We start from the raw sequence: 18,119 nt of genomic DNA on the forward strand, positions 1-18,119 counted from the left end.
CTCCTACTGGAGGATGCGGATCTACAGGGGCGGACGGCGTGCGCCGGTCGCGACCACGCAGCGGTGGCACCGCCTATGCGGTGGCACGCCGTCCAGTACTTATTTAGCTTGCCCGTGCTAACTGGGGGCCCAGGCCGAGGCTGCAGATGGCGCTCCCGGTACGTTAATCGTGCGCCTGCGGACACGCCTTCGCCAGTCCCGCGGCGCTTTCTGAAAAGCGCCACGGAAACGGACGGGGGCACCCCGGACCCGGGGTGCCCCCGTCCGGAACCGGTGCGGAAACCGCGGCGGCGGAGGCTACTTCGCCAGGAACCCCAGCAGCGCCTCATTGACCTCGGCGGCGTGGGTCCAAAGCATTCCGTGCGGGGCGCCGTCGATCTCCACGTACTCCGCGCTGGGCAGGGCCTTGGCGAAACGGCGGCCGGTGACGTCGATCGGCAGGATCTGGTCCGCGGTGCCGTGGACAATCAGGGCCGGGACGTCGATCTTGGGGATGTCCCCGCGGAAGTCGGTGAGCCAGGTGGGCTGTGCGGCGGCCGACGCCGTCGGGCCGCCCGCGGTGGCGGTGTTCCAGCCGGCCCGCATGACTTCCTCGCTGAGCCGCGGGGTGCCCAGGAAAGTGTCGCTGTTGTAGAAGTTCTTGAAGAAGTCGGTGAAGAAGGCGTAGCGGTCCGCCGTGACCGCCTCCATCAGCCCGTCGAACACGGACTGCGGGACGCCCTCCGGGTTGTCCCCGGCCTGCAGGATGTAGGGCTCCAGCGAGCCCAGGAACACCGCCTTCGCCACCCGCGCCGAGCCGTAGCTGCCCAGGTAGCGGCCCACTTCGCCGGTGCCCATCGAGAAGCCGACGAGGACGGCGTCGTTGAGGTCCAGGCTGGTCATCAGGGTGTTGAGGTCCGCGGCGAAGGTGTCATAGTCGTAGCCTTCGGTGGGCTTGCTGGACTGGCCGAAGCCGCGGCGGTCGTAGGTGATGACGCGGTACCCGGCGGCGAGGAGTGCGGTGGTCTGCTTCTCCCAGGACGAGCCGTCCAGCGGATAGCCGTGGATCAGGACCACCGGCTGCCCGGCCCCGTGGTCCTCGTAGTAGAGCTCGACGTCGGTGCTGTTCTCGGTTCCAACCTTGATGTATGCCATGAAAGCGGTCCTCTCGGTCTGAAGTCGGTGCGTGCGTCCCGTGGTGGGTCCCACTGTAGGAACCTAACGCCTCCGCCGGACAGGGTGTTCCACGAATTTGCTCCCGATACCCCTGGGGGTATAAATTGGTCGTAGACCACCGAGGTCACAGACCGAGCTAAGGGAGACACCAGATGTGCCGACAGGTTGCATGCAAGAAGTGCGGTAAGACCACCTGGGCCGGTTGCGGCCAGCACGTTGACCAGGTCATGCGCGGCGTCAAGAGCGCGGACCGCTGCAAGGGCCACGCCGACGAGCCCAAGACCGGCTTCTTCGCCAAGCTGTTCGGCCGCTAGGAACATCCGGCGCCAGGCGACGGCGGCGGGTGGCCGCCGTCGTCCGGCGCCCCGGCCTACTAGGCTGGCAACTATGCCGAAGAAGATCACCGTCAGCCTGCCGGACGCGACCCTGCGTGAGTACCTCCCGCCCCACCCGGACGTGACCATCCTCGAGTGGGACCTGTCCGGCGAAGCGCCGCAGCCAAGGATCGACATCGTCGTGCCGCCGTACATGGGCGGGTGGGCCCCTCTGCGCGGACTGGAAAACGTGGAGACGGAGCTGGTGCAGAGCCAGTCGATCGGGTACGACGGCGTGGAAGACTTCCTGCCGTCCGGCCGGGTGCTGGCGAATGCCGCGGGTGTCCACGAAGCATCCACCGCCGAGCTCACCCTGGCCCTGATCCTGGCCAGCCAGCGGGAATTTCCCCGGATGCTGCTGAACCAGCAGGAGGGCCGCTGGGAGAGCCGCCCCACCGCCAGCCTCGCGGACCGGCGGGTGCTGATTGTTGGCTACGGCGGCGTCGGCAAGGCGATCGAGGACCGGCTGCTGCCGTTCGAAACCTCTGTCACGCGGGTGGCCAGCAAGGCCCGGTCCGACGCGCGCGGCCAGATCCACGGCATCGATGAACTGCACGGCCTGCTGCCGGACCAGGACATCGTCGTCGTCGTCGTTCCGCTGAGCGAGTCCACCCGGAACCTCATTGACGACGCCTTCCTCGCGGCGATGCCCGACGGCGCGCTGCTGGTCAACGTTGCCCGCGGCCCCGTCGCGGACACGGAGGCGCTGGTCAAGCACACCGCCTCGGGCCGGATCCGCGCCGCCCTGGACGTCACCGACCCGGAGCCGCTGCCACAGGACCACCCGCTCTGGTCCACCCCCGGAGTCATCATCAGCCCGCACATCGGCGGAGCCACCTCGGCCATGCGCCCGCGGATGGGGAAGCTGCTGCAGCGCCAGATTGAGCTCATGCTCGCGGACGAACCGCCTGCGAACGTCGTAATCGGCGGCTAGGCAGGTCCGGGCCGGCTGAGGGGGAGGGAGCCCGGACTGGGGTGCCCCCCTTTTTGGCGTCTGGGCCCTCGGCACGGCCACAAACGCAGTCCACGGACACTCAGGTACCGCTCCCGCCGTGTCCAGGGGCCGCCCTGCAAACTCGCCAACCAAATCTCCGTGGTTGCGGCCCGGTTTGTACGGATGGGCACAAATTTCCGCGCCGCAGGGCCCCGAGCTGGGTCGATGCCCCCTCCAGCGGCCGTGAATGCCGCCCACGGCGCCGGCTGTCGCTCCAGAATCCATGGCAGAAACACCCCCGGCGGTGGGTGAATTCCGCTCCTCGGGAGGGGTCCCGCGCCGGCGCGGGCGCCCGCCGTTTCCCCGCATAGGCAGTCCGGGCCGAGTAGCCAGCCCCAGCGTCCGCGTAGAAGCTGCGCAAACACGGGTACAGGTGGCCGGAAGTCCGGTAGCTTCTACCCGCGCTCGCGGAGAAACCCCCACCTTAGCCTCTGGCTTGGCAGCTTCTTCAGCCAGACCATTCACTGAAAATTGGGGGGAATCATGCAATCCTCTGCCCGTCCACCAGTACGACAAGTTTCCAGGCGTCGCCTAACCAGACCGGCCGCCGTCGCGGCTCTCGCGCTCCTGGCCAGCAGCATGGGCCCCCTCGTCGGGACGCCCAGCATCTTCGGCCCGGAAGCGGCTCAAGCCGCGGTTCCCGCGAGCGCGACCGATGAGTCGAAGGTCCCGCACTACTTCGGCCCTTACCCCAACTGGGCAAACAGCCCGCAGACCCTAGCCGACGCCATGGTCAAAATCAGCGTCGGAACCCCCACGCCGGTCCTGTACGGCAACCCGCTGGTCGAACGCAAGTACGCGACCGACTGGGCGAAGCCGACCGGTGAGATGGGTCCGGTGCTGGTGATTCTGGACCACACCAAGCTGCCCGCCGGAACACTCAAAGATTTCCAGAGCTGGAACCAGGGCACCGCCGGTGGCAGCCCCACCACCTCGGCCGGCAACATCTTCCACGCGCTGGTGCTGCGGCCGACCGGCACCGCCGGGGAGTACACCGTCGTGTACGCCAGTGACGAACTGAAGGTGCCGACGCCGACCGTTGCCACCGGCGAGGTCGAGACCTACGCCGTGCCGCCGGTGGCAGTGCAGAAGGACGACGTCATCGGCTTCTACGGCCAGGGGGTGCCGGTCGACACCGAAGTCCCCGCCAACGGCGACGCCCTGAGCACGCCGGCAAGCGGTGACCCGACGATGACCACCAACGTGGCGCCGGCCAAGGACAGCACGGTCAAGCTCGGAGCCTCCAACTACCCTGACTTCTCCCACGACCGCACCTACTCCTTCGGCGCCGACGTCACGCCGACCATCACCGACCCGGGCACGGGTGCGGAAGCCACCGCCTCGGTAGACCCGAAGACCGGAGCCATCTCCGGAGTCACCGTGACCAGCCCGGGTGCCGGCTACGCGGTCCCGCCTACGGTGGAAATCACCACCGCCGGAGTCACCCCCACGGCGGTGGCGAAGGCCACCGCCAAGATCGCTACCGGCGTAATCACCAGCATCGACGTCAACGAGACCGGTTACGGATTCTCCAAGCCGGCCGTGACCCTGACGGGAGGCAACCCCACCGCGGGCTCGGAGGCCCACGCCCTTGCCAGCGGGACGGTCGACAACCTGAAGCTGAACGACGGCGGCAAGGGCTACCAGGCCCAGCCGCTGGTGGAGATCTCCAAGCCTGACCTCGCCGACGGCGAGCAGGCCACCGGCAAAGCGACGATGGACGCTAACGGCGTCGTCACCGGCGTCGAGATTGCGAACGGAGGCAGCGGCTACACCTCCGCCCCGACCGTGATCATCAGCGACGCCAGCAAGAACGCTCCCGAACTCGAGGCCAAGGTTGAGGCCACCATCGGCATTACCCGGATCGACGTCACCGACGGCGGCGCGGGCTACGACTCAGCCCCCACCGTGACGATTGCCGACACGGTGGGAACACCGGACAAGGGCGCGAGCGCCACCGCGAAGGTAGCGGTCAAGGGCTCGGTCACCGACATTGTGGTCACCAGCCCCGGCGCCGGCTACCTCACCCCGGGAATCAAGAAGTTCGTCGACACCCTGCCAGGGGAGGGGGAAGCCAACGCCAACGACCTGGGCCAGTACATCCCGGTCGCGGTGCCCGACACCACCACCTACCCCGGCACCGACTACTACGAGATTGCCGTTGTGCAGTACCGGATGAAGTTCCACCGCGACCTGCCGGCCACCCTGCTCCGCGGCTACGTCCAGCTCTCCACCAGCGTCGTCCCGGGCAAGAAGGTCGCCCTCGGCAACGCCAACCTTGACCCGGCACTGCCGGATACCCCAATCAACTTCACTGGCGTCGACGGGCCGCATTACCTTGGCCCGACCATCGTCGCCACGAAGAACCGGCCAGTCCGGGTGTTGTTCCGCAACCTGCTGCCCACGGGCACGGACGGAGACCTGTTCCTCCCGGTGGACACCACGGTGATGGGTGCGGGCGCCGGTCCCCAGATGATGACCCTCGACCCCAAGACCAAGATCCCGATGGACATGGCGAAGGACGAGAAGAGCGTCCTCGACGGCGTGCGCAACCCGATGTGCGGGCAGACGCCGAAGCCGACCACCTGCTACTCGGAGAACCGCGCCACCCTGCACCTGCACGGCGGCATCACTCCCTGGATCAGCGATGGCACGCCGCACCAGTGGGTCACCCCGACCGGTGAGAACACCGCGTACCCGAAGGGTGTCAGCGTCAGCAACGTCCCGGACATGCCGGATCCCGGCCCCGGTGCGGAAACGTTCTTCTACACCAACCAGCAGAGCGCCCGGATGATGTTCTACCACGACCACGCCTGGGGCATCACGCGGCTCAACGTCTACGCCGGCGAGGAAGCCGGCTACATGATCACCGACGACACCGAGAAGAAGCTGATGGCTCCCGGCGGCGCCCTCGAAGGCCTCGGCATGGGCACCCAGCTCACCATCCAGGACAAGACCTTCGTGCCCAGCGCGAAGCGGATGGCCCAGCTCGACCCGACATGGGACGCGAAGAAGTGGGGCGGCGAGGGCAACCTTTGGCAGCCGCACGTCTACATGCCTGCGCAGAACCCCGGCGACCCCAGCGGGATGAGCGCATTCGGCCGCTGGTTCTACGGACCGTGGTTCTGGCCGCCGGCTAAGGACGCCAAGTACCCGCCCATGGCCAACCCCTATTACGACCCCAACTGCGACCCGAACACCGCCGACTTCTGTGAGCCGGCCCTGATCCCGTCCACACCCAACAATTCCGTCGGCATGGAGGCCTTCCACGACACACCCGTCGTGAATGGCACCGCCTACCCGACCAAGACCCTGGACCCGAAGACCTACCGGTTCCGGATCCTCAACGGCTCTGACGACCGGTTCTGGAACCTTTCCTGGTACGTGGCAGATCCCGCCACGGGCACCGAGGTGGCGCTGAAGGCCAGCGAGGTTTCCATGGCGCAGACGGATCCGGTGGTCACCCCGACGCCGGACACCACGAAGAGCCCCAAGGGCCCTGACTGGATCCAGATTGGCAACGAAGGCGGCTTCCTGCCGACCCCGGCCGTGGTCCCCGCCCACGAGACGACGTGGATCACCGACCCGACCCGGTTCGACGTCGGCAACGTCGACCAGCACTCGCTGCTGCTGGCACCGGCCGAACGCGCCGACGTGATCGTCGACTTCTCCGCCTACCGGGGCAAGACGCTGATCCTCTACAACGACGCTCCGGCGGCGTTCCCCGGCCGGATCCCCGGCTACGACTACTACACCAACGGACCGGACATGTCCCCGGCCGGCGCTCCTACTACGCTGCCCGGCTACGGACCCGACACCCGGTCCGTCATGCAGGTCAAGGTTTCCACCGCCGCACCGGCGCTGGCCTTCGACCGGCCGAACACCACGGCTGACCAGATGGGCAAGCTGATGGCCGCGTTCGACCACCACACCGACGCCGCCGGCAAGCCTGCCGGGGTCTTCGAATCGAGCCAGAACCCGATCGTGGTTGGCCAGGCCGCATACAACCAGGCCTACGGGAAGAGCTTCGTCGGCAGCGGTGCCTGCAACGCGGCGATCACCCCCGCCGCCAAGTGCGACGGCTTCGCCCGGATCGCCGAGCAAGGAGGAGACAAGTTCAAGTTCGACACCCTGTCGGGCAACCAGCTCAGCATTCCGATCGAGGGCAAGAGCGTCCACGATGAGATGAACTCGGCGAACTTCGACGAGTGGGGACGGATGAGCGGCAACATCGGATTGGAGGCCCCGGGAGCAACGCCGCTGCTCCAAAACGTCATTCTGTATCCCTTCGTCAATCCCGTGACGGAGAAACTCGACGGCACCAAGGGGACGAACAGCCTCGACGTGACCCCGATTTCCACAGCCGCCGACGGCACGCAGATCTGGAAGATCACCCACAACGGCGTGGACACCCATCCGCTGCACTTCCACCTCAACGACGTGCAGGTGTTGAACAGGGTCACCTGGGACAACATCATCATCCCGCCCGAACCGACAGAACTGGGCTGGAAGGACACCGTGCGGGTCAGCCCGCTGGAGGACACGATCGTGGCGGTTCGGCCCATCCTGCCGAAACTCCCGTTCGCCATCCCGGACAGCAACCGGCCGCTCAACCCGATGATGCCGCTGGGCGCCAAGGGCTCTACCACCGGCCCGAACGGATCCGAAGCCGGGTTCAACAACACCGACACCAACGGTGACCCGATCGACCCGATCAGCAACGAGATGACCAACTTCGGCTGGGAGTACGTGTGGCACTGCCACATTCTCAGCCACGAGGAGATGGACATGATGCGGCCCATCTCGGTCAGCGCGCCCCGCACGCTGCCGGACGCGTCGGTGTTGAGCTTCACTCGACCCACGAGTGATGTGCTGCTGAGCTGGACCGACGGGACCCCGATTTCGATCAACGATCCCACGACCTGGGGTAACCCGAAGAACGAGATCGGCTACAAGATCGAGCGGGCGCCGCTGGTCAACGGCAGGGCCGGCACCTACGCCCAGATCGCCACCACCCTGGCGAACGTGACCACCTACACGGACAAGACCGCCGGGACCGGGCAGTACGCCTACCGGGTCACGGCGTGGAACGCGGCCGGGAACACGGTGTCCGCACCGGTGCTCACCGCGTCGTCGACGCCGAGAGTGACCGCGCAGAACCCCGCACCAGGGGCGACTGCGGTGGCGAGCAATGTCCGGCCGACCGTCACGTTCAGCGAGGCTGTCACCGGCGTCAGCAACACGTCGTTCACGTTGAAGCAGGGCGCCACGTCGGTTCCGGCGTCGGTGAGCTACAGCGCGGCGTCACGGACGGCCACCCTCGTCCCGACGTCGGCGCTGGCCGCTGACAAGACCTACACGCTCTCCTTGACCACGGACATCAAGAGCGTGTCGGGCGGATCGCTGGCCGCGACGAGCTGGGACTTCATTACCGGACCCCGCCCGACGGTCACCTCCACCAATCCCGCCGCCGGAGCCACCGGCGTCGGACTGGGCACGGCCACTGCACGGACCCCGCTGCGTGCAACGTTCAGCGAGCCCGTGACCGGCCTGCCCACCAGCGCCGCCAGCACGTCCAACTACACCCTGAGGCTGGGGTTTGCGACCATCGCCTCGAAGGTGACGTACGACGCCGCCACACGGGTCGTGACGCTGGTCCCGGACGCACCGCTGGCCAGTAACCGCACCTACACCTTGACCCTGAGCAGCGGAGTCAAGGACCTGGCCGGAAACCCGCTGGTTAGCAAGTCGTGGACCTTCACCACCGGTGCCGCACCGGCACTCATTGCCCGCACCCCGGGGGTCAATGCGGCCAGGGTCAGCCGGACGGCGAATGTCACGGTGGCCTTCAACAAGGCGGTCATCGGGTTGCAGAGTCCGGCCATGGCGAGGGGGAAGTTCACCATCAAGCGGACGACGACTGGCGCTCCGGTCCCCGCAGCCGTCAGCTACTCGAGTGCCAGGAGGGTTGCAACACTTAACCCGACCAGCACGCTGCTGGCCAATACGAGGTATACCGTAACGCTCAGCAGCGGGATCAAGGACGGTGCCGGCAACCAGCTGGCCCCCGTTTCCTGGACCTTCATAACCGGTAAATAGCACCACCCGCAGCGCACCGCCGCCCGGCATCCAGAGCCGGGCGGGGGTGCGCTCGGCTTTTCACGCCACTGCCATGCAGGACAAGGAGACGATCGTGTCGACAGGAACGCGCCAGGGGCTCCGGGGGCGGGGATTCCTGCACCGGGGAAACCAGGGCCAGGGAAACCTGCGCCGGGGAACCCGCGGCCGGGGACCGCTGCGCCTTCGGCTCGCCCGGCTGCTGTTCGCCGTGCTGGCCTTGATGCTGGTGCTGCCTCCGGCCCCGGCCTGGGCGCACGCTGAGCTGTTGTCTACAACGCCGGCCGAGGGTGCGGTGCTGGCCGCTGCGCCCGGCTCGGTTGAATTCGTTTTCGGCGAGCCGGTCTTCCTGGTCCCGGACGGCTTCCAGCTCTACGACGGCAGCGGCGGCCACCGCACAGTCCCGGCCGAAGCGGTGGATGCGGTTGTCCGGGTTAGCCTGCCGCCGGACCTTGGGGAGGGCAGCTACGTGCTCGGCTGGCGGGTGGTTTCCGAAGATTCGCACCCCGAGTCCGGGATGCTGTCCTTCTCTGTGGGCCGGGCCGGCGGACAGGTCCCGGCCATTGCAGAGCACGACGCCGGACCCGTGGACGTCCTCTACGGGGTGCTCACCGCTTTCGGCTACGTGGGCTTGTTCTCTTTGGTGGGTCTCACCGTCTTTGACCTGTTTGTCGCCCGCTCCACGGGGCCAGGGCGGCCGCTGTCCGCGGCGGCTGCCGCCGTCGCCGTGACCTCCTACGTCCTCCTGGTGCCCCTCACCGCGGTGCGGGAGCGCGGGCTGGGTCCCGGCGCGCTATTCGACCCGGGGGTCCTCAGCTCGGGATGGCCCGGGGGGCCGGTCTGGACCCTGGTCCTCGCCGCCTCGGGGGTTGCGCTGATGCTCCTCCGGGTACGGTTGCCGCGCCGGGCGGGCTTCTGGACGGGGACGGTGGGCGCCGTGACCGCACTGGCCTCGGTGCTGCCCGTCGGCCACACCCAGACCTTCGGACCTAGCTGGCTGGTGATGGGCGCCGACCTGGTCCACGCCGCCACAGCAGCGGTCTGGTTGGGCGGTCTCGTGGGCCTGGTGCTGCACCTTGTCCGCGCCCGACGGCGGGACGGCGATCCGGCCGAAGCTTCCCTGGTCCTGGGCAGGTTCTCCACGCTGGCCGGTGGCCTCGTCGTCCTGCTGGGCGTCACCGGGACCATCCTCGGCGTGGTGATCGTCGGCTCGGTGACGGCGCTCGTCGGAACCTCCTATGGACTGCTGCTGTTGGCCAAGCTTGGCCTGGTGGCGGTGATCGGCGGCCTGGCGGCATGGAACCGGTTCGGGCTCGTCCCTCGCGTGGCCCGCGAAGGCACTACGGGGAGCGCCTGGCGCCGGCTGGCACTTGCCGTCCGGCTGGAGGCGGCCGGGGTGGTAGTGGTCCTTGGCCTCACCTCGGCTCTGACGCTGCAGAATCCCCGGGACGTCGATACCGCCGCTGCACCCGTTCCGGCAGCGGCCGGGGTCGCCGCCCCGGCCGGCACACCGGTGCTCGCCGAGCTCGGAACCGGCCACCTGACCGGCCGGTTCAGCCCGGGAAAGGTGGGGGTAAATGTCATCACCTTCAAGCTCACCGACGCCGGGGGCGCCCCGATTGTGCCGCTTGCCCTGCCGCAGGTCAGCCTGGCCGAGCCGAACCTGAGCCTCGGACCGCTGGCCGCCAAGGTCGAGCCGGGGGAGACGCCGGGTAGCTACCGGGCTGAGGTCGTCCTGCCAGCAGCGGGTCAGTGGAAAATCACCGCCGCCGTCCGGGTGAACGAGCTGGAACAGCCGGCCGCCGTCGTCGACGTGGTGGTGCGCTGAGCTGGTTACTTAGCTGCCGTGGCTACTTAGCTGCCGTGCGGCTGCGGCCGGTCAGGACCAGTGCCAGCGCGGCTGCGCCGAGCACGCATCCGGCGGCGCCCAGGACAAGCCCCCACACCGAGGCCCCGTCGCCGGCAGTCTCTGCGGCCCGGCTGGCGGTGGCCTGGGGCGCGCCAGCTTGGGACCCGGCAGCAGGAGCCGTTGCGGCCGGAGCGGCGGCTGCGGTTCCGTCTTCGGCGGTGGTGGTGAAGGACGGCGCCGGGTGTTCGGGTTCGGGCTGGCCCTCGGCGCTTTCCTCGTCCCAGTTCACGACGGTCCCGTCGGTGAGGGTCTGGGCTGCCTTCAAGGTGACGGTCGTGCCCGCCGCGGGGAGCCTGCCGACGGAGAGTGAAAACGCCTGATATTCGTTCTTTCCCAGCTGGTGCGTTGCGTCGGCGGTCCAGACCACGGAGGTCGGGGCCTTGGTGACGGTCGTCCCGGACACGGTGACCGGCTTGGGCAGGTCGCCGGTGATGACCTGGGCACTCCAGCCCTCGACAGGTTTGACCGAAACCGAGGTGAAGGGGGTGTCCGTGGGCAGCTTGACCTCAAGTTTGCTGGTCTTCGCGGTCTTGGATTCATTCGGAACGTTGAACGTCAGGTGCGTGTAGCCGTTTGCGCCGGTGTCGTCAGGGTTCACGCTGACGTGGGCGGACGCGGCGGTGGCGCCCATGACAATGATGCCCGCTGCCGCGGAGGCCGCAGCGATGGTCTGGAGGGTTCCACGGATTGGGGTATTCATGTCTATGCCTTTCGAGAATCGGTAGCCGGGGGCAGCGGGCGGGGTCGGCAAAGCAGGGATGAGGGCTGGCCGCTCGGACGGCGGTAGGAGGTGGCCGCTCCGGCGGGCTCAGTCTTGTTCACCCGGGTTCCGGTACCGGGCTGGACACACCGGAACCTGGCGCCCCGTTCTGCGCTCTTTGGGCGAGCTGCTGGGCCTGCCGTTGGTGCACGCCGGGCAGCCAATCCAGCGGGGCCGATGGACCTAACCGCGGGTCGTCGGGCTCAACGCCGTCCCGCAGGGCTGTCACGTAGGCGCGATCCTGGTCTATTCGTGTCCGCAACTGTCCGGCTCCGCTGACCGAGCCATGTCCCGGGACCACGGCGGCGACGTCGTCGGCCACGCCGTCGAAAAGCCGCAGCGCGGCGAGATAGTCCTCCACCGGATCCGCGGCGTTCAGATCGAGGAACGGTATCAGAATGTCGGAAAGCATGTCGCCGGCGACCAAGATGCCGCGCTCCTGGATCAGCAGCGCCCCGTGGCCCGCGGCATGGGCCTGATGCTCGAGGATCCGGACCGCGGGGCCATCCCAGGGGATCTGCGTGGTGCCGGTGGGCAGCGCGGTGATGAGGCCGAGGAGATCCAGCGGGATCTCCTCGGCGAAGTCCGGCGGAAGCACTCCGGCTACGCGGGCTTGCCAGTCCGGCTGCGACAGCAGTTCCTGGATCGGTGCCGCGCAGCGGGCTGTGGCGTAACGGGGCGCGTCGCCGAAGTCCGCGTGCCAGAGGACGTGGTCCCAATGAGGATGGGTCGAAAAGCCCGCCACGACGGGCTGGCCCAATTTACGAAGCTCATCCGCGAGTGCCGCCAATTCGCCCGTTGTTATGCCGGGGTCAATGAGCAGCGCGCCGGCCTGTTCTTGAACGATGACGCAGTTGCTCTGCAAAAACTTGCTCTCATGGACCAGAACGCCCTCTGCGACTTGCTTCAGCACGACGTGCCCTCCCCCTCGTGGTTGGTAGTGCCTGCCGAGACGGTATTCCCGGGCGGTGGGGGAGCGCAAGGACTACGGCGCCCTTCTTTCGCCCGGGGCGGGAGAATTTCCGGGCCCGGCGGTGTCCACCACACAGAACCGGTTGCCTTCCGGGTCGGCCAGGATGACGTAGTCCGAGTCCGCCGGCTGTTTGTCCCAGTGCACCCGGGTGGCGCCGAGCGCGAGGAGCCGCTCCACTTCGGCAGCCTGGTCATCGGCGTAGAGGTCGAGGTGCAGGCGCGGTGGGATCTGAAGCGCTGCCCGGACGCGGTCCAGCGAAATGCACGTGCCTGCCCCGTCCGGTGGCTGCAGGATGACAAAGTCGCCGCTGGCCTCGTGCCGAGGCACGTAGCCGAGCGCCGCCTGCCAGAACCGCATCTGCCGCTCCAGGTTGTCCACCCTGATGACGATCGAACCTATGCTCAGCATCTGGCCAAGCTACACCCGGGTCAGCTCCGCGCGCGGCCGGTCCCTCAGCTTTTCTTCAATTCCTCGGCGAGCATCACAATGATGCCGCTGGGGCCGCGGACGTAGCTGAGCTTGTAGATGTCCTTGTAGGTGGCCACCCCGCGCAGCGGATGACAGCCGTGCCGCGCGGCGATTTCCAGGGCTTTGTCGATGTTCTCCACGGAGAACGCAACCCTGTGCATGCCGATCTCGTTGGGCAGGGTGGGCTCCGTCTCGATCGCCTCGGGGTGGAGGTACTCGAAAAGCTCAAGGCGGCCGAGGCCGTCCGGCGTTTGCAGCATGGCGATGTTTGCGTGATTTCCGTCCAGGCCGACGGCGGTGTCCGTCCATTCGCCGCTGACGGTGTCACGGCCGATCACCGTGAGGCCGAGATCGGTGAAGAAGGCGATCGCTGCCTCGAGGTCGCGCACGGCGATGCCGACGTTCTCCAGTTTGATGCTCATGCGCACACGCTACCGAGCCGGGCGCCCGCAGTTCCAGAGGCGACGGGCGGGCCGTGGGGCGTCCGGGCCGGCCACGCTGCGCCAGCGCCGGCGGCTTCGGGGTGACGCCGCCGGCACAGGCCGAGGGGGCGCTATCGAATGCGAGCGATGGAAGACAATGCCGCGTCGAGCGCCTTCGTTTCCCACGGCCGCAGGTGACGCCGTTGTGCTTCCTCGAGACGAGTCGGCTCGCCCGGCGTTGACGTCCTGGAACGATTCTGAAGGGGATTTCTCATTGGCCTGCTTTTCTTTGTGAGGGGTAATTACCAAGACCCACTCAACAACCTCAAGTTGACTTGAGGTCAAATCCGCCGCTGTGGCATACTTCCCGAATGCCGCAAACCATCCCTGATTCCCTGATGTCTGTGGGCGAGATAGCCACCCGCGCCGGTATTACCGTGCCCACGCTGCGCTATTACGAAGAACGCGGGTTGGTGTACTCCCAGCGGACCAGCGGCAACCAGCGTCGCTACAAGAGGATGACTCTTCGGCGGCTGGCCCTGGTTTCGGCCGCTCAACGGGTGGGACTGTCAATCGAACAGATCAAAACAGTGTTGGACAGGCTTCCCCGGGACAAGGCCCCAAGCCAGGCCGACTGGTCGGAGATAAGCCGCGAGTGGGCTCAACTTGTAGAGCGGCGGATCCGTGAACTACGTGTACTGGAAACTTCCCTGGAGAGTTGCATCGGCTGTGGTTGCCTCTCCCTGCAGCGGTGCTCGTTGGTGAATCCCGGGGACACGGCTGCCGGCGAAGGAAGCGGATCCCGCTGGTCCCGCAGGGCCAGCGAAGCAGGGGCCGGCCCCAGGTCGCCGCTCGAGGACCTGCTCACTAGCCTCAGCGCACTTCCTGAATCGGAACCGCGAGACGCGAATCTGCGGTTCCTGAACGCCGCGGGGGACGCCGCCTTGCGTCGGAACAACGGCCCAGAGCATGTCACGGGGTCCTGCTTCGTATTTTCTCCCGCCTTCGACCAAGTTCTCTTGTCATTCCATCGCAAGGGGCAGTTCTGGGTGCAGTTCGGCGGCCACATCGAGTCGACGGACGCATCGGTGGCGGAAGCCGCCCAGAGAGAGACTCGCGAGGAGTCAGGAATAGCCGAACTTGTCCTGCTCTCTAGCGCGATCATGGATCTTGATCGGCACGATCTGAATTCGGGGTTCTCGTGTGCTGCCCATTGGGACGTGGGGTTCGCTGCCGTGATCGCCCCGGATGCCGAGATCTCGGTGAGCGATGAAAGTGAGGACGTCCGATGGTTTCCGATCGACGCACTGCCGGCTCAGGTGCCGGCAGGCTTCGGCGCGCGCTTGGAACGCGTCCGTCTCTCGGCGATGTCCTTGCGTGGGGGAGCGGTGGGAGCGGGCGATCAATGACGCGGCGTGAAGGCTGGGGCGTGGCGCTTGTTGCCACAGCCGTTTTCGCCTTCTGGTGGGCGACGGCCATTTGGGGCGCACCTGCCTCAGACGCCTACGGCCGGCAAGTCGTCTTCTTTCACCGGGGTGTTTCCGGGTCTGCGATTACCGGATGGATTCAGCTGCTCAGTCTGCTCGGCGGCGCCGTGGGCGCGTTTCTGCTGGTCCCCGCGCTGATCGGCCGCATCCGCCAGCGGTGGATCCGGCGAAGCGTGGGATGGACAGCGTGCGCCGGCTCCATCCTGGCGGCGCCTTACCTTGCAGCGGTCGTGCTTGCCGCCTATTTTGGCGCCGCTGGAATCGGCGACGACGTTGAACTGGAGGCCCCCACCGGTCAATCCGTACTCGTAACTCAGGACGGGTTCGACGGCGACGTCGTGGAGATCTTTACCAAGTACGACGAGTTCCACTACGTCAGGCACGGTTCCGCTGATGAACTGGCTGGGTTCCCTCGGGTCAAGGACCGGGATTGTCGGCTTCTAGCCACAAACGCGCGCCTACGGCTCACGTGCGGCGCCGACTCCGTGACCATAAACCCCCGTTAGATGCCGTAGTCAGCGGTGAGTGTTTTGGTGGTTCCGTCGAGGCGGATGAGTCCACCGTGGGGAAGGATCCACTGGGGCCGGGTATGGCCGAAGGGAACTCCGACGCAGACGACGGCGTCCGGGTTGTACGCGCTGACCTGCTCGATGATTACCTCGCGCTGTTCCGTCCGCAGGCGGGCTCGTTCGTCGGGTGCCGGAACTGGTGCGCCCAGTTGGCTGACGGGTGGACGGGCGACGAGTACGCCGGCGGCGGCTTCAAGGATTCCCCGCTCGCCCAGGGCCCGTACCCATCTCTTGACGTCGTCCGCGGCCGGCAGCACCTCGCTTGTCTCGAAGAGGAGGATCGCCCCTTCGAGGTCGCCAACGGCCGGCATCCGGTCAGCCATCGCAATTTGGTCGATCACCTCGAGACAGCCGCCCCACGACCGTCCTTCCACAACCGTCTGAGGACCGGACCAGGCCCACGGTTCCGTCGCCTCGCGGACACCGAACTGGGTCAGGGCGCGAGGGTCTGTCCAAGCGACGCCGTAGTCTTCTGACTCTCCGGGATCAGACAACTCGATGGTTCCGCCGTCGATGAGTGCGGCGCGAAGCGAGAGAAGGTGCACGCTGTCCACGTGCGGACCTGCTCCAAGGTGCACCTGCGTGGAGCCGCCGTAGTAGCTGGGGATCCCGAGACCCCACAGGAAGTTGTGCAGGTTCGTGTTGTCGCTGTAGCCAAGGAACGGCTTCGGGTTGCTGGCGACGACACCGGCGTCGATGTGCTTGATGACCGTGATCTGGTCATTGCCCCCAATCGTCGCAAGAACGGCCCGGATCGTTGGATCGGCGAAGGCCGCAGTGAGGTCGGCAGCCCGTGCTTGGGCGCTTGCACCGAGTTGCCGCGTAGTCGGGTACTCGACTGGAATCAGCCCCGTGGATTCCGTTAGCCGCCGCATAGCCTGCTCGTGGACCGCCTCCGAGACTGCCGGGGCCGCAAAAGCCGGAGAGAGGATCGCGACCCGATCGCCGGGGCGGGCCTTCGCCGGGGCAGCCAGTTTCTGTGACGTCATCAGATCATTAGAGCAGTCGGTCATCCCATCTCCTGGCTTCCACGCCGGCCCGGACGCGGCGCTGCTAGCGTTTGTCGCGTGGATGCATTCACCTGGCACGTGCCCGCTCCGGCCAAAGGTGGCAAGACCTGGACTCAACTTGCCAAACTTGTCGCAACCAGTGACGTCCTGCTGCACGGGTCGCAGGCACCAGGTCTTACGTCGCTTACCCCAAGGGCGCCCCTCGACTTCAGCCTTGACGACTTTTCAAAGACGACAGCCGTCTATGCGACCGAAGACCCGTCATGGGCGGTCGCGTACGCGATCCGTTCATCGTCCTGCCGACGCTTCCTAAACGCCTGCTTCTATCCTGGCACCGCGGCCGGAGGGTGGTCGGAACGGCGTATCTTCCTCTCGTATGCTGCAACTGCGGACGGCCAGCCTCCTACCGAGCCCGGGGTGGTCTACGTACTTCCGAGCAGAAGTTTCACAAGGATGCCCAGCTACACGGACCCCATCCTTGGTCCGATCACCGAATGCCAGTTCATCAGCACCGAGCCCGTTCCTGTCATGGCCGAAATCGCCGTTGAACCCCATGACCTGCCGCTCGCCCCGGCGCTCCACGACTTCGAGGCCGTGTCTAGCCGTGCGTCTGCCATGCCTGGGGGATTCCCCTGGCTCAAGTGAAGAGTTCTTGACGCTGGTACTGACGAAACGATCGGCTAGGATCGGCGTCGAACGAGTCGGCGGGGGTGCCCGGCGATCCACCCGAGTCATGAAACGGACCTAGTCCGGGAAACAGAAGGGGCGCCTCCCGATGATTGCGCTGCTGATCGCCGCTGCTTTGGCCTTGGTCCTGTCGTTGAGCGGCACGCCAGTCCTCGCCCGCTATCTGGTTAGGAAGAAGTACGGCCAGTTCATCCGCGACGACGGCCCCACCACCCACCACACCAAACGTGGCACGCCCACCATGGGCGGGGCGTGGATCATTGCTTCGGTGGTGATCGCCTACTTCGCCACGCACGGGACCATGGCGATGCTTGGTCCATCGTCGGGCCCAACAGCGTCGGGACTGCTGCTCCTCGTGGTCACGGTCGGCATGGGCCTCGTGGGATTTTTCGATGATTACATCAAGGTCTCCAGGCAGCGCAGCCTCGGGCTCACCGCGCCGGCGAAAATCGTCGGCCAGACAGCCGTCGGGGTGACGTTCGGCGCACTCGCGCTCAACTTTCCCGATGAGCACGGACGCACTCCAGCCTCCACCGCAATCTCCTTCGTTCGGGACACTTCCTTGGATTTGGCCTTTGCCGGGCCGCTGATCGGCGCGGTCCTGTTCATCCTCTGGTCCATTCTGATCCTCACCGCGACGTCCAACGGCGTGAACATCACCGACGGACTGGATGGCCTGGCCGCGGGAGCGTCGATCCTTGTCTTCGGCGCCTACATGCTGATGGGCATCTGGCAGTTCAACCAACGGTGCGCTGACCCCAGCGTCCAGTCCAATATTTGCTACCAGGTGCGGGATCCGCTCGACCTGGCCCTGATCGCGGCTGCGCTGTGCGGCTCCCTCGTGGGATTCCTCTGGTGGAACACCACTCCGGCGAAGATCATCATGGGCGACACCGGATCACTCGCCCTTGGGGGCGCAATCGCGGGCTTCGCGATCCTCTCGCGCACCGAGCTGCTCCTCATCATCATGGCCGGCCTGTTCGTCATGATCACCCTCTCCGTGATCATCCAGGTGGGCTTCTTCAAACTCACCGGCGGCAAGCGCGTCTTCCTCATGACGCCGCTGCACCACCACTTCGAATTGAAGGGCTGGGAACAGGTCACCGTCGTGGCCCGCTTCTGGATCATCGCGGGTCTTTTCGTCGCCGTCGCACTTGGAATCTTCTACGCCGAATGGGTGGTGCTGCTGTAAGC

At 66.8% G+C, this 18,119-nt stretch carries 14 protein-coding genes; 8 read left to right on the plus strand and 6 right to left on the minus strand.

The window, feature by feature from the left end:
* Positions 1 to 297: 297 nt before the first annotated feature.
* A complete protein-coding gene (locus tag AC1DNC_RS08055; RefSeq protein WP_476862044.1) occupies positions 298 to 1,134 on the minus strand; it encodes an alpha/beta fold hydrolase in 837 nt (278 codons plus the stop codon).
* Between the two features lie 173 nt (positions 1,135 to 1,307).
* Here AC1DNC_RS08055 and AC1DNC_RS08060 point away from each other — a divergent pair, with 173 nt between their 5' ends.
* From AC1DNC_RS08060 to AC1DNC_RS08075, 4 genes are all read left to right on the plus strand, one after another.
* Positions 1,308 to 1,469 (plus strand): hypothetical protein, encoded by a 162-nt coding sequence (locus AC1DNC_RS08060; protein WP_175322402.1) that lies wholly within the window; start codon positions 1,308 to 1,310, stop codon positions 1,467 to 1,469.
* Between the two features lie 73 nt (positions 1,470 to 1,542).
* Positions 1,543 to 2,463, plus strand: coding sequence for a 2-hydroxyacid dehydrogenase (locus AC1DNC_RS08065; RefSeq protein ID WP_476862045.1), 921 nt, complete (start codon positions 1,543 to 1,545; stop codon positions 2,461 to 2,463).
* A 639-nt stretch (positions 2,464 to 3,102) separates the two neighbouring features.
* Positions 3,103 to 8,622 (plus strand): Ig-like domain-containing protein, encoded by a 5,520-nt coding sequence (locus AC1DNC_RS08070; protein WP_476862046.1) that lies wholly within the window; start codon positions 3,103 to 3,105, stop codon positions 8,620 to 8,622.
* 94 nt (positions 8,623 to 8,716) lie between these two features.
* The gene (locus tag AC1DNC_RS08075; protein WP_476862047.1) at positions 8,717 to 10,468 is read left to right on the plus strand and encodes a copper resistance protein CopC; all 1,752 of its coding nucleotides are present in this window, start codon (positions 8,717 to 8,719) and stop codon (positions 10,466 to 10,468) included.
* 22 nt (positions 10,469 to 10,490) lie between these two features.
* On the opposite strand, the gene AC1DNC_RS08080 is transcribed toward AC1DNC_RS08075, so the two are convergent.
* From AC1DNC_RS08080 to AC1DNC_RS08095, 4 genes are all read right to left on the minus strand, one after another.
* The gene (locus AC1DNC_RS08080) at positions 10,491 to 11,249 is read right to left on the minus strand and encodes a YcnI family copper-binding membrane protein (protein WP_476862048.1); all 759 of its coding nucleotides are present in this window, start codon (positions 11,247 to 11,249) and stop codon (positions 10,491 to 10,493) included.
* Between the two features lie 118 nt (positions 11,250 to 11,367).
* Positions 11,368 to 12,222, minus strand: coding sequence for an MBL fold metallo-hydrolase (locus AC1DNC_RS08085; protein WP_476862049.1), 855 nt, complete (start codon positions 12,220 to 12,222; stop codon positions 11,368 to 11,370).
* A 72-nt stretch (positions 12,223 to 12,294) separates the two neighbouring features.
* Positions 12,295 to 12,690, minus strand: coding sequence for a VOC family protein (locus AC1DNC_RS08090; RefSeq protein ID WP_476862050.1), 396 nt, complete (start codon positions 12,688 to 12,690; stop codon positions 12,295 to 12,297).
* Between the two features lie 44 nt (positions 12,691 to 12,734).
* Positions 12,735 to 13,172 carry a VOC family protein gene (locus AC1DNC_RS08095; RefSeq protein WP_476862051.1) on the minus strand — a complete coding sequence of 146 codons (438 nt, stop codon included), beginning with the start codon at positions 13,170 to 13,172 and terminating at the stop codon, positions 12,735 to 12,737.
* 371 nt (positions 13,173 to 13,543) lie between these two features.
* On the opposite strand from AC1DNC_RS08095, the gene soxR reads away from it, so the two are divergent.
* Both soxR and AC1DNC_RS08105 read left to right on the plus strand, forming a co-directional pair.
* Positions 13,544 to 14,581 carry a redox-sensitive transcriptional activator SoxR gene (gene soxR, locus AC1DNC_RS08100; protein WP_476862052.1) on the plus strand — a complete coding sequence of 346 codons (1,038 nt, stop codon included), beginning with the start codon at positions 13,544 to 13,546 and terminating at the stop codon, positions 14,579 to 14,581.
* A gap of 20 nt (positions 14,582 to 14,601) precedes the next feature.
* Positions 14,602 to 15,165 (plus strand): hypothetical protein, encoded by a 564-nt coding sequence (locus AC1DNC_RS08105; RefSeq protein ID WP_476862053.1) that lies wholly within the window; start codon positions 14,602 to 14,604, stop codon positions 15,163 to 15,165.
* Here the strand turns inward: AC1DNC_RS08105 and AC1DNC_RS08110 are convergent.
* The gene (locus AC1DNC_RS08110; RefSeq protein WP_476862054.1) at positions 15,162 to 16,217 is read right to left on the minus strand and encodes a S66 family peptidase; all 1,056 of its coding nucleotides are present in this window, start codon (positions 16,215 to 16,217) and stop codon (positions 15,162 to 15,164) included. The two genes, AC1DNC_RS08105 and AC1DNC_RS08110, sit on opposite strands and share 4 nt — an antisense overlap.
* A 474-nt stretch (positions 16,218 to 16,691) precedes the next feature.
* Between AC1DNC_RS08110 and AC1DNC_RS08115 the strand changes: the two genes are divergently transcribed.
* Together AC1DNC_RS08115 and mraY are read left to right on the plus strand one after the other, a co-directional pair.
* Complete coding sequence (locus AC1DNC_RS08115) at positions 16,692 to 16,883, plus strand: hypothetical protein (RefSeq protein ID WP_476862055.1); 192 nt, start codon at positions 16,692 to 16,694, stop codon at positions 16,881 to 16,883.
* A gap of 130 nt (positions 16,884 to 17,013) precedes the next feature.
* On the plus strand, positions 17,014 to 18,117 hold the full coding sequence (mraY, locus tag AC1DNC_RS08120; protein ID WP_476862056.1) for a phospho-N-acetylmuramoyl-pentapeptide-transferase: 1,104 nt from the start codon (positions 17,014 to 17,016) through the stop codon (positions 18,115 to 18,117).
* Positions 18,118 to 18,119 lie beyond the last annotated feature (2 nt).

The sequence above is a fragment of the Arthrobacter sp. 01N442 genome (genome assembly GCF_056399345.1).

What these genes read in the sequence shown, in the direction of transcription:
- AC1DNC_RS08055 (WP_476862044.1), bottom strand. Translation starts at nt 1,134, where the DNA reads ATGGCATACATCAAGGTTGGAACCGAGAACAGCACCGACGTCGAGCTC.
- AC1DNC_RS08060 (WP_175322402.1), top strand. Translation starts at nt 1,308, where the DNA reads ATGTGCCGACAGGTTGCATGCAAGAAGTGCGGTAAGACCACCTGGGCC.
- AC1DNC_RS08065 (WP_476862045.1), top strand. Translation starts at nt 1,543, where the DNA reads ATGCCGAAGAAGATCACCGTCAGCCTGCCGGACGCGACCCTGCGTGAG.
- AC1DNC_RS08070 (WP_476862046.1), top strand. Translation starts at nt 3,103, where the DNA reads ATGGGCCCCCTCGTCGGGACGCCCAGCATCTTCGGCCCGGAAGCGGCT.
- AC1DNC_RS08080 (WP_476862048.1), bottom strand. Translation starts at nt 11,249, where the DNA reads ATGAATACCCCAATCCGTGGAACCCTCCAGACCATCGCTGCGGCCTCC.
- AC1DNC_RS08090 (WP_476862050.1), bottom strand. Translation starts at nt 12,690, where the DNA reads ATGCTGAGCATAGGTTCGATCGTCATCAGGGTGGACAACCTGGAGCGG.
- AC1DNC_RS08095 (WP_476862051.1), bottom strand. Translation starts at nt 13,172, where the DNA reads ATGAGCATCAAACTGGAGAACGTCGGCATCGCCGTGCGCGACCTCGAG.
- soxR (WP_476862052.1), top strand. Translation starts at nt 13,544, where the DNA reads ATGCCGCAAACCATCCCTGATTCCCTGATGTCTGTGGGCGAGATAGCC.
- AC1DNC_RS08110 (WP_476862054.1), bottom strand. Translation starts at nt 16,217, where the DNA reads ATGACGTCACAGAAACTGGCTGCCCCGGCGAAGGCCCGCCCCGGCGAT.
- AC1DNC_RS08115 (WP_476862055.1), top strand. Translation starts at nt 16,692, where the DNA reads ATGCCCAGCTACACGGACCCCATCCTTGGTCCGATCACCGAATGCCAG.
- mraY (WP_476862056.1), top strand. Translation starts at nt 17,014, where the DNA reads ATGATTGCGCTGCTGATCGCCGCTGCTTTGGCCTTGGTCCTGTCGTTG.